This is a genomic window from Acidobacteriota bacterium, from assembly GCA_040754075.1.
Taxonomy (GTDB): domain Bacteria; phylum Acidobacteriota; class Blastocatellia; order UBA7656; family UBA7656; genus JBFMDH01.
The window spans coordinates 118900-132687 of sequence record JBFMDH010000012.1 but is presented as its reverse complement, the minus strand read 5'-3'; the positions used below and the strand labels follow the sequence as shown (position 1 = coordinate 132687).

The 13788-nt window shown below is 46.7% G+C and carries 12 protein-coding genes; 3 read left to right on the top strand and 9 right to left on the bottom strand.

The window, feature by feature from the left end:
* Positions 1-516 precede the first annotated feature (516 nt).
* A complete protein-coding gene (locus AB1757_14865; GenBank protein ID MEW6128318.1) occupies positions 517-2961 on the top strand; it encodes an EAL domain-containing protein in 2445 nt (814 codons plus the stop codon).
* Here AB1757_14865 and AB1757_14860 read toward each other — a convergent pair.
* The 6 genes from AB1757_14860 to AB1757_14835 all read right to left on the bottom strand — a co-directional run bounded on the left by AB1757_14860 (position 2958) and on the right by AB1757_14835 (position 7430).
* Positions 2958-3323 (bottom strand): XdhC family protein, encoded by a 366-nt coding sequence (locus tag AB1757_14860; GenBank protein MEW6128317.1) that lies wholly within the window; start codon positions 3321-3323, stop codon positions 2958-2960. The genes AB1757_14865 and AB1757_14860 overlap by 4 nt on opposite strands.
* A 69-nt stretch (positions 3324-3392) precedes the next feature.
* Positions 3393-4061: an outer membrane lipoprotein carrier protein LolA gene (locus AB1757_14855; GenBank protein MEW6128316.1), complete on the bottom strand. Its 669-nt coding sequence runs from the start codon at positions 4059-4061 to the stop codon at positions 3393-3395.
* Positions 4062-4120: 59 nt separating this feature from the next.
* Entirely contained in the window at positions 4121-4453 is a 333-nt protein-coding gene (locus AB1757_14850) for a hypothetical protein (protein MEW6128315.1), read from the bottom strand.
* Positions 4454-4472: 19 nt separating this feature from the next.
* Complete coding sequence (locus tag AB1757_14845) at positions 4473-5141, bottom strand: ABC transporter ATP-binding protein (protein ID MEW6128314.1); 669 nt, start codon at positions 5139-5141, stop codon at positions 4473-4475.
* An 84-nt stretch (positions 5142-5225) separates the two neighbouring features.
* On the bottom strand, positions 5226-6407 hold the full coding sequence (locus tag AB1757_14840; GenBank protein MEW6128313.1) for an FtsX-like permease family protein: 1182 nt from the start codon (positions 6405-6407) through the stop codon (positions 5226-5228).
* Positions 6408-6425: 18 nt separating this feature from the next.
* Positions 6426-7430: a hypothetical protein gene (locus AB1757_14835; GenBank protein ID MEW6128312.1), complete on the bottom strand. Its 1005-nt coding sequence runs from the start codon at positions 7428-7430 to the stop codon at positions 6426-6428.
* 601 nt (positions 7431-8031) lie between these two features.
* On the opposite strand from AB1757_14835, the gene AB1757_14830 reads away from it, so the two are divergent.
* Positions 8032-9255 (top strand): replication-associated recombination protein A, encoded by a 1224-nt coding sequence (locus AB1757_14830; GenBank protein ID MEW6128311.1) that lies wholly within the window; start codon positions 8032-8034, stop codon positions 9253-9255.
* 28 nt (positions 9256-9283) lie between these two features.
* Here AB1757_14830 and AB1757_14825 read toward each other — a convergent pair whose 3' ends face one another.
* Both AB1757_14825 and AB1757_14820 read right to left on the bottom strand, forming a co-directional pair.
* Positions 9284-9628 (bottom strand): hypothetical protein, encoded by a 345-nt coding sequence (locus AB1757_14825; GenBank protein MEW6128310.1) that lies wholly within the window; start codon positions 9626-9628, stop codon positions 9284-9286.
* Positions 9603-11240 (bottom strand): hydantoinase B/oxoprolinase family protein, encoded by a 1638-nt coding sequence (locus tag AB1757_14820; GenBank protein ID MEW6128309.1) that lies wholly within the window; start codon positions 11238-11240, stop codon positions 9603-9605. Before AB1757_14820 ends, AB1757_14825 begins: the two co-directional genes overlap by 26 nt.
* 70 nt (positions 11241-11310) lie before the next feature.
* Between AB1757_14820 and AB1757_14815 the strand changes: the two genes are divergently transcribed.
* Positions 11311-12201 (top strand): deoxyribonuclease IV, encoded by an 891-nt coding sequence (locus tag AB1757_14815; GenBank protein ID MEW6128308.1) that lies wholly within the window; start codon positions 11311-11313, stop codon positions 12199-12201.
* A gap of 79 nt (positions 12202-12280) precedes the next feature.
* Here AB1757_14815 and AB1757_14810 read toward each other — a convergent pair whose 3' ends face one another.
* Positions 12281-13720: a peptidase M18 gene (locus AB1757_14810; GenBank protein MEW6128307.1), complete on the bottom strand. Its 1440-nt coding sequence runs from the start codon at positions 13718-13720 to the stop codon at positions 12281-12283.
* Positions 13721-13788: the final 68 nt, after the last annotated feature.

Here is a 13788-nt window from a genome sequence, read left to right as displayed (position 1 = left end):
ATTTCCATTAAAGTTGCTTTTGAGCTAGCACCTACTTGTATGTTGTCTGGGATGTGTTCTTATTGTCCCACCGAATAAAACACCATTCCACGCTAAGAAAAAATGTCTTGACCAGGCTATTATATCCTCAGTAGACTTCAACCTGTAAGATATTGTCCCCACAATATTAACGGTTTAATCCGAACAATTCTAATAAATATTAAATCTTTCCTTTCCCGATTGCTGACCAAGCACCTCAATTTGGGAAAGCTCACATAATCATTCTGTTGCTTTAAATGTATAAAGGGGAATGGCTAAACCGGCAGCAGTTTGAATAACCGTGTTGCAGGTTTAGGCTCGCAATCTCTACCCGGCTAATCGCGAATTTTGCCGGTTCTATTTGAAGCTTAAACGAACCAGGGGGTTATGGGCGGAGTTAATTTTACGACATCGCAGGTAGATTGCAGTGAGGAATCCTCACAACGGTTTTTCAGTGATTCCTACGACGTGAATCCAAACTATATACCGATTGATAGTATGACCATCAACGACCCCAAAAACCTGATTGGCAAATCGGCAGTTGATCCTCCAAATCAGGGAGTGATCGCTCCGTTAAACAACGAAACATCAGAGCCTGTGCCAGTTATTCATCCCGGCAATCCTGTGGCTATTAATCAACAAATTTACCAACCGGCTTTCATCATTTCTCAAATTTGTGCCGCTTCAAATATCATCGTCAGTTTGAAAAAAGACGGCAAACTGGTGCATCAAAACTATATTGGAGAGGCGCATTTCTGGCATCAGCACGAAGATAGCATATTTTCTCAAGCGATTTTAACTGATCAGTTCTTAGAAATTTCGGATACTTTAATAGACCCTTTTTTATCAACTCAGGTTCCCTTCAACCAGTCAGGAATTCGTTTCCTGATTTCAATGCCGATGCGCACTCGCGATGGACAGATTATCGGTAGAGTAACCGTACTGGATAAGGTTCCCAAGAAACTGCCGACAATCAGTCGGGTGACAGTGCAAGCTCTGGTTGGGGCAATCGCTTCGCATATTGAATTAGATGGTAAAGAGAACGAGTTGCAAAATGCCGCCGAGACCATTACCAGAATGGAATTCCGTTTGAATAGAAATTCTGAATTGTTAAGAAAGGTCGAGCGGGAAAAAGAGGAACTTGAGGTACTGAAAAATCAGCTTGAAAATTTAAGCAGTCAAAAAGAAGAACAGATTGAGTCGCTTTCTGACAAAGGAGAAATTTATTCCCTGGTGGTCAACAGCAGCAATGATGGATTGTGGGATTGGGATTTGGGTTCCAATCAAATCTCTTTCTGTAATCGTTGGAAAGCGATTCTCGGTTTTCAACCTCATGAAATTGACACCAAACCTGATGAGTGGTTCGGGCGCATCCATCCCGATGATATAGAGATGGTCGAATCCGACGTAACCGGACATCTGCTTGGCTTGACCCCGCAATTTCAAAGTGAACATCGCGTACGCCATAGCAATGGCAATTACCGTTGGGTCATTTGCAGAGGGATGGCGCTTTGGGATAACACCAAAGGGCTTTATCGCATGGCGGGGTCAATGACCGATGTCACCGAACAAAAAGAGATTGAACAGCAACTCTTGCATAACGCATTTCACGATGCGCTGACCGGGCTTCCAAACCGCACCTTGTTCATGAATAAATTGAAACGTTCGTTGACTCGAACTCAGCAACAGGAAGACTATCATTTTGCGATTTTATTTCTGGATTTGGATCGTTTCAAAGTCGTCAACGATTCCCTCGGTCATCAACTCGGAGACCTGCTGCTGTCCAAATTAGCCAGGCGATTGGAAAAATCCGTCCGTCCGGGCGATATTGTGGCGCGCCTCGGCGGTGATGAATTTGCGGTCATTCTCGAAAATATCAACAACATCACCGATGCCACACATACAGCCATGCGCGTTCAACAGGAACTGGCTTTGCCTTTTGACCTCGGCGGCAGCGAGGTCTTTATCTCGGCGAGCATCGGCATTTCGCATAGCCTGATACCGATTAACTCTCCCGAAGATTTTCTTCGCAACGCCGACACTGCGATGTATCGCGCCAAAGAACGGGGTCGCGGCGGCTTCGAGTTATTTGACCTGGATATGCAGGAAAAAGAGTCCGCAAAAGTCCAGCTCGAAGTGGATTTACGCAGGGCGTTGGCGCATAACGAATTCGAGTTACATTACCAACCGATTATCTCGCTCGACTGCTGGAAGATTACCGGATTTGAAGCCTTAATTCGCTGGAATCATCCGGGACACGGATTCATTTCGCCGCTTAAATTCATTCCTATCGCCGAAGAAACCGGCTTGGTGATAAAAATCGGTCAATGGGTTATTCGCGAGGCTTGTAAACAGTTAAAATTCTGGCAGGAACGGTTTCAAAATGATACGCCGCTTTGCATGAGCGTCAATTTATCAGCCAAACAATTTTCCGATGTGAACCTGATCAACATCATCCAACAAATCATTCTGGAATCCGCCATTGACCCCAGCACCTTGAAAATTGAAATTACCGAGAGCGCGATTATCGAAAATATCGACCTGGCAACCGAAGTCATCAATCAATTGAAAAAGCTGGGAGTAAAAATATCGCTGGATGATTTCGGAACCGGCTATTCTTCGCTCAGCTATTTGCACAGATTCCCGATTGACACGTTAAAGATTGACCGCTCATTTGTCACCCGTATGAACATGCCCAAGAATTGTGAAATCGTCAGCACCATTCTAACGCTTGCCAATAATCTCGGTTTAGACGTGATCGCCGAAGGCGTTGAAACCAAAGAGCAGATTTTACAACTGACCGGGATGAAGTGCGATTATGTTCAAGGATACCTCTTATCAAGACCGATGAACGGGGAAGATATGACCAAATTGATTGAAGAAACTTATCACAAAGGCATCGGGCAAACGCATATCGGGTTGACCGAAGAAAATATCAGTTAATCGTCAAGCGTCCAGACTTCTATCATGACATCCATATTACCGCCGCAAACCATGCCTTCGTCGGCGGCAACATCACCTGCAAGATTGAAGTGAAAAACCCCGGACTTCCCGGTTCGCATAACCTCTTTGGCTTCGGCATAAATATCGGCTTCGACGCATCCGCCGCCAACCGTGCCGATAAATGAACCGTCATCGAAGACCACCAGTTTTGCGCCAACCTTTTGCGGGGTAGACCCTTTGGTTTTGATGATGGTCGCCATCACCGCTTTATTGCCAGCCTCCAGCCGTCGTTTCATCTCCCGATAAATCTCAATTTTGTTTAACGGACGGTCTGGAATTAAACTTTTAGACGTTTCAGCCATGTCTTTTTTCCAAACGCGAAGCGGGCAAGCTTTCTACACTTGCCCGCTTTTGATTAAAAAATAGCTGACCTATTTCCCGGTTACTTTACACCCCGGGCAACTGACTTTGAAGGTGTTGCCATCAACCCTGATTCCGGTTTGAATTCCACTCAACGTGAAAAGCGTTTCATCGCCATTCTTCTCAAAGGTTTTAAATTTCACAGGCATCCACGAACCTTTATCAACCCAGATGGTGGCTCTTTGAATATTAGGAACTTTGGGGGTTAATTCCAAAACCGCGCTATTGCCTTCATCTCTGGAATAGCTAATATCAAACTTGGCTTTGAGTGAGTCGGTCGATGCGAAAGGCACGGCAATAAATGAGTAGCTGTCATTTTCAGATGCGAGTTTCGCTCTGGAAGCATGAATTTCCTGTTTAATATTGGGCTGAGCAACGACGATAGAATCACCGACCACCGCAACCTGCTGCCCATTGGTATATTTCACAATCGCTTTTTCGCGACCAGCCGACGCCCCTCGTTGAAAAATCACTGTGCCATTATATTTTGAAGCGGGTCCGCCAATTTGTGTATGGCGTGTCACCTGACTGATATTGGCTTGCAATGTTTTAATGTTTTTTGCGGCATTTTGCATATTGGCTAAAATTTGCTCGACGCCATTAAATGAAGGAACGGCTGATGCGGATATGGAAACCATCGCCAATAAAATAACCACTGATAAAAAGAACTTCATTCTCATTTTTTTAAAATTCTCCTCAAAATTTAAATAATCATATCGGTCTATAGGCAACCTGAATATTATTGTTTAATCTCTTTAACCAGATACCCTTTGATATTTCCGGTTTCATCTCTCATCAATTCAATCTGTGAGGCAACCACTTTGCGATTGAATTTTTTCGAGATATGTTCGCTAATCACCTTTTCAAGATTTTCGGGGGCAATATCCCCGACATCTTCACGCTTGATAAAAGTCGGCGCGGAGTTCGCCCCGTCCGCGCTATGGAAAATATAGTTGGGGCCAAAAAAGATAAACGCCAGAATCAACCCGCACAACACGTCATATTGCCAACTGCCCCGGTCATAATTCCAAAAAAAGGTTTTTTTTAAAATTGTCCCGATTATTCCCATCATTCACCCCGTTTTTTCTCAACTACACCACATGTCCATCGCGCATTTCAATAATTCGATCCGCCTGGGCGGCAGCTTCCGGGTTATGTGTAATCATCACAATCGTCTGTTTCATTGCCTGATTGAGATTTTTCATCATATTTAAAACGACCTGCGAGTTCTCGCTATCGAGGTTTCCCGTCGGTTCATCAGCAAGCAGGATTGCAGGATTGTTAATAATGGCGCGGGCAATCGCTACACGCTGTTGTTCCCCGCCCGATAGTTCCAAGGGTTTGTGATGCATTTTATTTTCAAGTCCCAGCAACTTTAAAACTTCGTGTCGTCTTTCAGGATTTCCACCATTTTTAGCGTAGATTCGTTCAGCCAGTTTTAAGTTGCCTTCCGCTGAAAGCGTTGGAAAGAGATTGAACCGTTGAAATACAAACCCGATTTTTCTTCGACGTAAATCGGTGCGCTCGGCATCGGTCATTTTGGTTACATCCTCGCCATCAATCATCAGACGCCCCGAAGTGGGTTGCAACATTCCGCCAATAACATGCAACAGGGTAGACTTCCCACAACCCGAGGGACCAACAATGGCGACATATTCGCCGGGATTTACCGTAATGTTTACGCCGCGCAAAGCCGGCACATCCACTTTGCCGACGTGATAGACCATTTTCAAATCTGTCGTTTCAAGAACTGGTTTCATGATTTTCAGGATTCAGGATTCAGGGTTCAGGATTCAGGAAATCATAAATAAATATGCTCTCGAAATCCTCGTACTGAATTCCATTTATTCAAAACTTAATGCATCAATGGGGTCGAGATTGGCGGCGCGAATCGCCGGATACAACGCGCCAACAATGCCGCAGGCTAAACCAATGATTGCTGCAATGACCAACCACACAAATTCAATTTCGATAATCAACGTCGTATTTTTTTCAATGAAATATTTTCCAACGAGCGCAATTGTAAAGCCTAATGCTACACCAAGCGCGCTGATTAATGCAGCCTCTTTTTCGATAGTGTAAACAATGAACGGTTTGGAGGCTCCCAGACTTTTCAGTATGCCGATTTCTCGCGTGCGTTCGATGATGGTCGTGTACATCGCCAGCAAAATCACCAGAGTGCTGATGATGATTGCCAGCCAGATGACGACATTTAAAAAGGCTTGAATCAATCGTAAATTCTGCGAGAACAATGCAGGCAATTCGCTGGTTAAAATCGCCCGGTGCCCCGGATAGGTTTTCTCCAAATCGGCTTTCACCTGTTTTGCGAGTTCGGGTTTTTCAGTGCGTACCAAAACGAAGGTGCAATTTTCCGCGCCGCCGGTGAGTTGTTGCATGGTGTAGAGCGGAATTTTGATTCTTGCCAGCATCGAAGGTTCGTAAATCCCCACAACGGTGAATTCATGACCAAGCGCAGATATTTTACTGCCGACTCCAATGGCTTCACCGTTCACATCCGTATTGTGCTCGGAATAAAAGCGGTCAACGATAGCTTCATATTCTGCGCCCGGCGTTTTCCCATCACCGAGCGGGCGACCGGCGAGCAAATTGATGGTCGTGGTTTTGGCAAAACTTGCATAATCAATTCCATCGACCAACCCGTAACCGATGCCGCCTTCGGTTGATTGCAACAATTCGCCGATGGGTGTGCTGGAAATCACGCCTGCGATTGGCGGGCGCGGTTGGATGTCGGGGTCTTCTGTGGTTGGCTGCACCCCTTTCATAATCACTTCGGCATAACGCGCCGGCATAATCAACGGATTTGCCTGTGCCGAACTGCCGAATTCTTCGGGCATAAACCGGATTTCGGCATCGACATTGGACTGCCGTTGATTGCTGTCATCGGTCATTCCGTGCGCCAACCCGACCATCAGTACAATTAAAATCACTCCCAGCGCGACCCCGATGATACTGATAGCCGTTCGCAGGGGACGATGTTTAATATTTTCAACAATCAAATTGTCCATCTTTTCATCTCTCCGGCGCTAAGGTTTTGAGTTTTTCTTTGGCGAAGCGGGTTGTGGTTTACGTGGTTCATCCAGATTGGTTTCGGGTAATTTTTCAAGGTTCTGTAACTCAAACGCTTTATCGGGAATTTCGCCATTGATTTCGGTGGAATCTTTTTCAAAGGTCAATTCAAGTTTATAGCCATCATCGCGGCGATCTACAACAATTCGACCGGGACACATCTTATCGGAATTTTCTACCTTGAACCATTCGAGATAATAAATATCGCTGGCAAGTTCGCCGTCATTTTCAAATACTTGAACGCGGGTTAAAGGCGTATTGCTTATCGTTCGATCAAACCAGAATTTTCTCCGCAGTACCGCCATATTGGTAGTCCCACCATTTTTTCGTTCGATGAGATATAACACATAGTAATTGCGATAAACCCTTTTCCCTTTTCTGCCGGGTCGGGTATCGGGTTCTTCCTGAGTTACTTCTTCACGAAACAGGTCGAAGCCTTGATCGAAGGGCAACATTTTAAAAGCGTCGGTGATATGTTGCGGACGCATATTGACCAGACCACCGGCTTCTTTGAGTCGCGGGTCGGTCAAATCTTTAGCCGTCATTTTTTTAAATTGTTTCGGATTGGTTCCGTAAATAAATTGCCGTTTACTGCCCGGATAAAAAATCGCCAGAGAAAACTTTTTTCCATCAGTTGCCATATCGGCAACCTGCTTACCGATAATCGGGGCTTTGACTTTTAATAAAATATTTTCCGGTTTTTTGAATCTGATGAGTTGATCGCCGCCCGGCAGTTCATCTGCCTTGTTTTCTTTATCGGTGAAATAATTGGTGACTTTGATGCCACCTTGCGCTGCGAGGGTGTCAATTTGATTAAACGCATTAATGCGGTTCACCAATTCCGCGACCTCTACCGGTTCATTGGTCGGCAAAGTCTCTGGAACCGTAATGCGTTTAATACAAGCGGTGCCGATTAAAAGAAAGAATAGAATCAGCGATGCCAGGATTCGATGTCGTATCACATTAACTCCGTGAGGTTCGGTCACACGCAGAAGCCAATGAAGCCCATTTTCTAAACAGACAGGCTAACAAACCAAATTCTCTCTTGTCAATCAGTGCCATAAAAACGGTTTTCACTGCCGGTTTCACAGGTTTTCTGCGATAAATTGGTGAGATTCGGTCAATTTGCCTATCCATTCAGTCATTTCAACATCTTGCTCGAACAGAGAAAATATCAGCGAATTAAAAAAGTAAATAATTACCGGCATGAATTCCCTGTTCAGGGAGATTTAAAGCCTTTTAAGCTTTGGCACAAAGCTTGTTATACAAACCGGCGGAAAGAGTTGCTTGAAATTTTTTAGGTTTTTACGTGAAGATTTCGGCTTTCTAACTTTTATCCATCCACTCTCAACACATTCACAAGGGCAGCTTCGATAAGCTGCCCATTTTTTTGCCAGACAAATCCTTTGCGCTTTTTAAAATCCTTTGCCATCATTTTTTGCGCAAAAGAAAATGGCGAAAACAAACAATCCAATTAGCGAGCAATCCGGCAATCTTTTTGAAGATCCGCAGAAAAATCAATCACCATCAGACCTGGATTTTTCCCGACCCCTCGCTGACCGTATGCGTCCGAAATCCTTCGATGAATTCACCGGTCAACGAAAAATCGTCGGTGAAGGTCGCGCCCTTCGCCGCATAATCGACGAAGACCGTTTACAATCCATCATTCTCTGGGGACCACCGGGCGCTGGAAAAACCACGCTGGCGCGCATCATCGCAGAAAAAACCGCTGCACGGTTCATTCCCTTTTCCGGCGTGACTTCAGGCATCAAAGAAGTCAAAGATGTCATGGCGGAAGCTGCCACTTATCGAAAAAAACTCAATCGCCGTACTGTGCTTTTCGTAGATGAGATTCATCGCTTCAACAAAGCACAACAGGATGCCTTTCTGCCTTATGTTGAAAACGGCACCATTATTTTAATCGGCGCGACCACGGAAAACCCTTCATTTGAAGTTATCTCGGCGCTGCTTTCCCGTTCAAAGGTTTTCGTGCTTGAAGCTCTGAGCGCTGAAGATTTGGTGACGATTTTAAAGAATGCCTTAAATGATAAAACTCGCGGCATTGTTGAAAGCGTGGAAATTTCAGATGAGTTGCTGCATTCCATTGCGGTTTATGCATCGGGGGATGCGCGTGTCGCTTTGAATACCTTGGAACTCGCGGTTTCAGTTGCAGAAAAAGGTGAATTGGAAAAGCGTGTGGTCACTGAAGAAGTTTTACGCGAAGCCCTGCAACGCGCGGCGTTGAAATACGATAAAACCGGCGAAGAGCATTTCAATTTGATTTCAGCTTTCATCAAATCCATTCGCAATTCCGACCCCGATGCAGCGATGTATTGGCTGGCGCGCATGATTGAAGGCGGCGAAGACCCGATGTTCATTGCGCGTCGCCTCGTCATTCTCGCATCGGAAGACATCGGGCTTGCCGACCCGCAAGCTCTGGTTCAAGCTGTCGCTGCCATGCAAGCGGTGCGCTTTGTCGGATTGCCGGAAGCGCGGCTTGCGCTCACCCAGGCGACGATTTATTTAGCTACTGCGCCGAAATCGAATGCGGTCGTTGCCGCCTGGAAAGCCGCGCAAAAAGATGCCATTGAAACCGAGCAATATCCCGTGCCTTTGCATTTGAGAAATGCGCCGACCGGATTGATGAAAAGCTTAGGCTATGGACGGAATTATCAGTATGCGCATGATTTTGAATCGGGACGCGCCGAAGACATGGAATGTTTGCCCGAACAGTTAAAAGGGCGAAAATATTATCACCCGCCAAAACGGAAAAATCAGAATGAGTAGAGATTTAAAGAATTCAAACTTCAATACGCTATCGGTATTTCACTTGTAAGTAGTCCAGCAACATGAAAGTGCTTATGCAAAAAAGTAAAAGGGCGATGCCTCTTATACGCCATTTGGTTGATAACCCAGTCTTAGGTAACAATCCTGTTATAAGCACACCAATGGCTGCCGGTGAAGAATAAAATAGAATGATTGCGGCAATGATTGCTATTTCATAACGACCTGGATTAGCAGAATCATTTATCCACCAGATTAAACAATAGAGAATCCAAATAGCAGCTAATGCTAACCAAAAAAATAAGACTCCCCAAATAACTCGTAGCACACGAGCATACAACGGATTGGCTTCACTGACGCTTTCTCCGTTTTCCATAACCACCTCCGCCGGGTGATTCGACCCGCACGAGGTCACCTTTTTTAGCAAAAACCGAATCTTTGCCTGCTAATTCCCGCTCGCCTTTTTTGGTAATTAACAACGTCCTGCCAGCCTTGCCAGGGTTTCCGCCGTTCAGTCCATAAGGTTTGGTTTTCCGCCGGTCAGAAAGAATCGTCACCTGCGCGTCGGTGAGTAGTTCCAATTCGCGCACAACCCCATCGCCGCCCTGAAATTCACCTTCGCCGCCCGAATGTTTTCTAATCGCATATTTTTTCACGCGCATCGGGTAAGCATATTCCATCGCTTCGGCAGGCGTATTCAATGAATTGGTCATGTGCGTATGAATCGCATCCAAGCCAACGAATCCATCGCGCCCACCCATCCCGCCCGCAACCGTTTCATAATAAGCAAACGGTTTGTTCGCGCGTTCATCAATGCCGCCGATGGTTAAATTATTCATCGTTCCCTGACTTGCCGCAGGAACTTTCCGTGAGGCTTTCGACAAAGCCAGCAACAACGTATCAACGATGCGTTGCGACGTTTCGACATTTCCACCCGCCACCGGCGCAGGCGGACAGGCATTGACAATCGTCCCCATTGGCGCAATCACCTCAATCGGTTCCAATATCCCCCAACTCGCCGGTACATCTATCGGAATCAAACAGCGAAAAACATAATAAACGCCCGACACGGTTATCGCTTCAACCGCATTAATCGGGCCCCGAACCTGCGAGGCGCTTCCAGTGAAATCCACGGTTGCCCGCTCACCTTGAATGGTGATTTTAACCTTTATGCGAACCGGGTTATCGCCGTAGCCATCATCATCTAAAAAATCCTCCGCCTCATAAACGCCATCGGGCAATTCGCGAATCACCCGCCGCATCATCTCCGCCGTGTAATCCACCAACCGCGACGCAAAGAAATTCGCTTCCTTGAATCCATAACGTTCGACAATCTCCAATAGGCGGGTTTGCCCTGTGACGATAGCTCCGAGTTGCGCGGTTAAATCGCCTTCGCGTTCTTCCGGTATGCGGACATTGGCAGCAATCAAACGCATCACATCGTCGTTTATCTTTCCATCAATCATCAATCGCACCGGAGGAATCCGTAACCCCTCCTGATAAATTTCATCAGCGCGTCCCATCGAACCGGGCGTTGCGCCGCCGATGTCCGCGTGATGCGCGCGATTGGCAACATAGAAAAGCGGATGAAGAGGTGAAGAGGCGATGAGGTGACGTGGTGATTCAGGCTGCCTTTTGCCTTTTGCCTTTTGCCTTTTGCTTTCGGCAAACACCGCAGCAACCATTGTCACATCCGGGAGGTGCGTGCCGCCTGCATACGGGTCATTTAAGACAACGACATCACCGGGCGAAAATTTAATCGTTTCAAGCGCAGCTTTCACGGACATCGGCATCGACCCCAAATGCACGGGCATATGGTCGCCTTGCGCGATTAACACGCCATCTTGATTGAATACCGCGCAGGAATAGTCGCGGCGTTCTTTGATATTCGGTGAAAATGCCGAGCGCCTAAGCGAGATGCCCATCTCTTCGGCTACCGATGAATAGAGAGATTTAAATATTTCGAGTTTTACCGGGTCGCTTTTCATAGCGGCGTTAGTTTATCGTGAAATGAATCGGCTTTACAGCCCGGGCAATTCCCTCTTATGTTGACTGGCAATGAAAAATAATTATTCACCCAAGTTTGGAGTGCATACATCAATTGCCGGAGGTTTACCGAAAGCCGTTGAACGCGCTGTCGAAAAAGCTTGCGATTGCTTTCAAATTTTCGCGCACAACCCGCGCGGTTGGCAGGAGCGCCCGCTTTTAAAAGAAGAAATTCACGAATTCAAGAATGCGAGAGAAAAAGCCGGATTATCAGTTCTCGCCATCCATGCGGTCTATTTAATCAATCTCGCAGCCCAGGATGAAGTGAACCTTCGTCGTTCGCGTGAAGCCTTCAGGCAAGAGGTGTTGCGCGGCATTGCAATCGGCGCTGACTACCTTGTCGTTCATCCGGGCAGTTCAAAAACGGCTTCGACTGACGCGGGCATTCAAACCGCCATTAACTCGATTCGCGAAGCCACACGCAAAGTCAAAATGAACGGTCTCACTATTCTGATTGAAAACACCGCCGGGCAAGGCTCGTCCATCGGTTGCACATTCGAGCAGGTGGCGGATTTGGTTGCCGGTATGGTTGATGAAATCCCTGTCGGTGTTTGCCTGGATACGGCTCATACTTTTGCCGCTGGCTACGACATCGCCTGCGCCAAAGGGTTTCAACAGACGGTCACACAAATCAAAAACACTTTCGGATTTGACCGTTTAAAACTGCTTCACTGCAACGATTCCAAAGCCCCGCTCGGTTCGCGTGTGGACCGACATCAACACATTGGTCTTGGGCATATCGGACTCGAAGCCTTTCGTCGCATCACCCATCATCCCAAGTTTCGTCAACTGCCATTCATTTTAGAAACGCCCGTTGATCAAGTTCGTGGTGACGAAGAAAATCTCGCGGTGATGCGCGAACTCAGTCAGTCCGATTTTGAAAAACCCGTTGACTCTACATAGCCTTCAACCGTCAACCACTTTATATGAATATCTAATGAGAGCCGGTCTGAGAACAACTCTCATCCAAAAAATACCAGACCTACTGTTGATAAAACGCCGACATGAAGCGATAAAAATTCCACACATCAACCTTTGAAGACATTTCATAGGTCGCGTGCATGGAAAGTAGCGGCACTCCCATATCAATCACCTGCATATTCTGGTTGGACATGAAACTGCCAATCGTGCCGCCACCGCCGACGTCAACTTTCGGCGTCTGGGTTTGCCACGGAATCGCGTTTTTATCGAGAATCGCCCGAATTTTCGCGGTAAATTCCGAATTTGCATTGAAACCGCCGCGATAGAGTTTAATCGTCGCGCCAAAGCCGAGCCGCGCCGCATTCGACGCTTCGCTGGTGTTGGGAAAAATCGGATTGACCCCATCATTGGTATCGGCAGATACCACAAAGGCTTTGGTTAATGCCTTGCGCAAATCCAAATCACTATACATAGTCCCGCGCTCGGCGGCGATGAGTTGCGCATAGGTGTTATTTAAAAATTGTGAAGCTGCGCCGGAATTGTTACTTGAACCGACCTCTTCAAAATTCGACAGATAAGCCATTGCGGTAAATGGTGGCGTGCCTTTTAAATCCATCACCGCGCGCGCCGCGCAATACGAAGACAAGCGGTCGTCCTGTCCATAAGCGCCAATCAACCCTCTATCAATGCCTACATCCATCGGCTGTGTCGCAGGCACCAATGCCAGTTCGGCGCTGACGAAATCCTCTTCCTTAAAATTATAAGTGGTCATCAACTGGCGAAGCGTTTCGCCAAGCACTGAACTGCTAGCGCCCGGCATGCTCCCCACTACTGGATTCATCTCTTCGCCTGCAAATACATTGGTGTAAGTTCGATTGCGAAGTTCGGTATCGGAATGTGGCGCGCTGTCGGGTAAAACGAATACCGGGTCTTCGGGTTTAAGTCCGATGGATATTTCAATGGTTCGTCCGTCGGTTGTATCAATGCGTCCAACAAGCGCCAGCGGCAAATTCGCCCACTGATATTTTTTAATGCCGCCATAGGGCACGGTTTTAAATAACGCATAGGTGCCGCCCGCTGCCGAAATAATCGGTCGCCCTTTTAAATCAAGATGTGGGCTGTCGTGATGGGTGGCTACAACTCTTGAGCCATTACTGATGGGTTCGGTGCCGACAACCGCGAGAATCACCGCGCGGTCATGCGAATGAAAGATTAAACGGGCGCCGGGTTTGACCTGCGCTGCGTCGGTAAATTCCATGAACCCCGCGGCTTTAGCCTGACGCATCACATCTTTAGCGGAAGTATAAGCGGTGCGTGAAACCCGCAAATAATTTTTATACTTTTCGGCAAACTCAAAAACCTCTTTGCGCTGTGTTTCCGTGAGCAGCAGCCAGCCATTTTTTTTGCTTGCCCAGACGCTGCCATCCTGAGCAAATAAAATTTGCGCGGTAAATAAAAGCGATAAACCGAGAGCGAGTATCTGTGAGAATTTTCTTTTCATAGGTTTTCCTGACTGCGAATTCGCAATTAAAAAAGGGAGCGACAATGATGCTCCCTTTTCAAGTATTG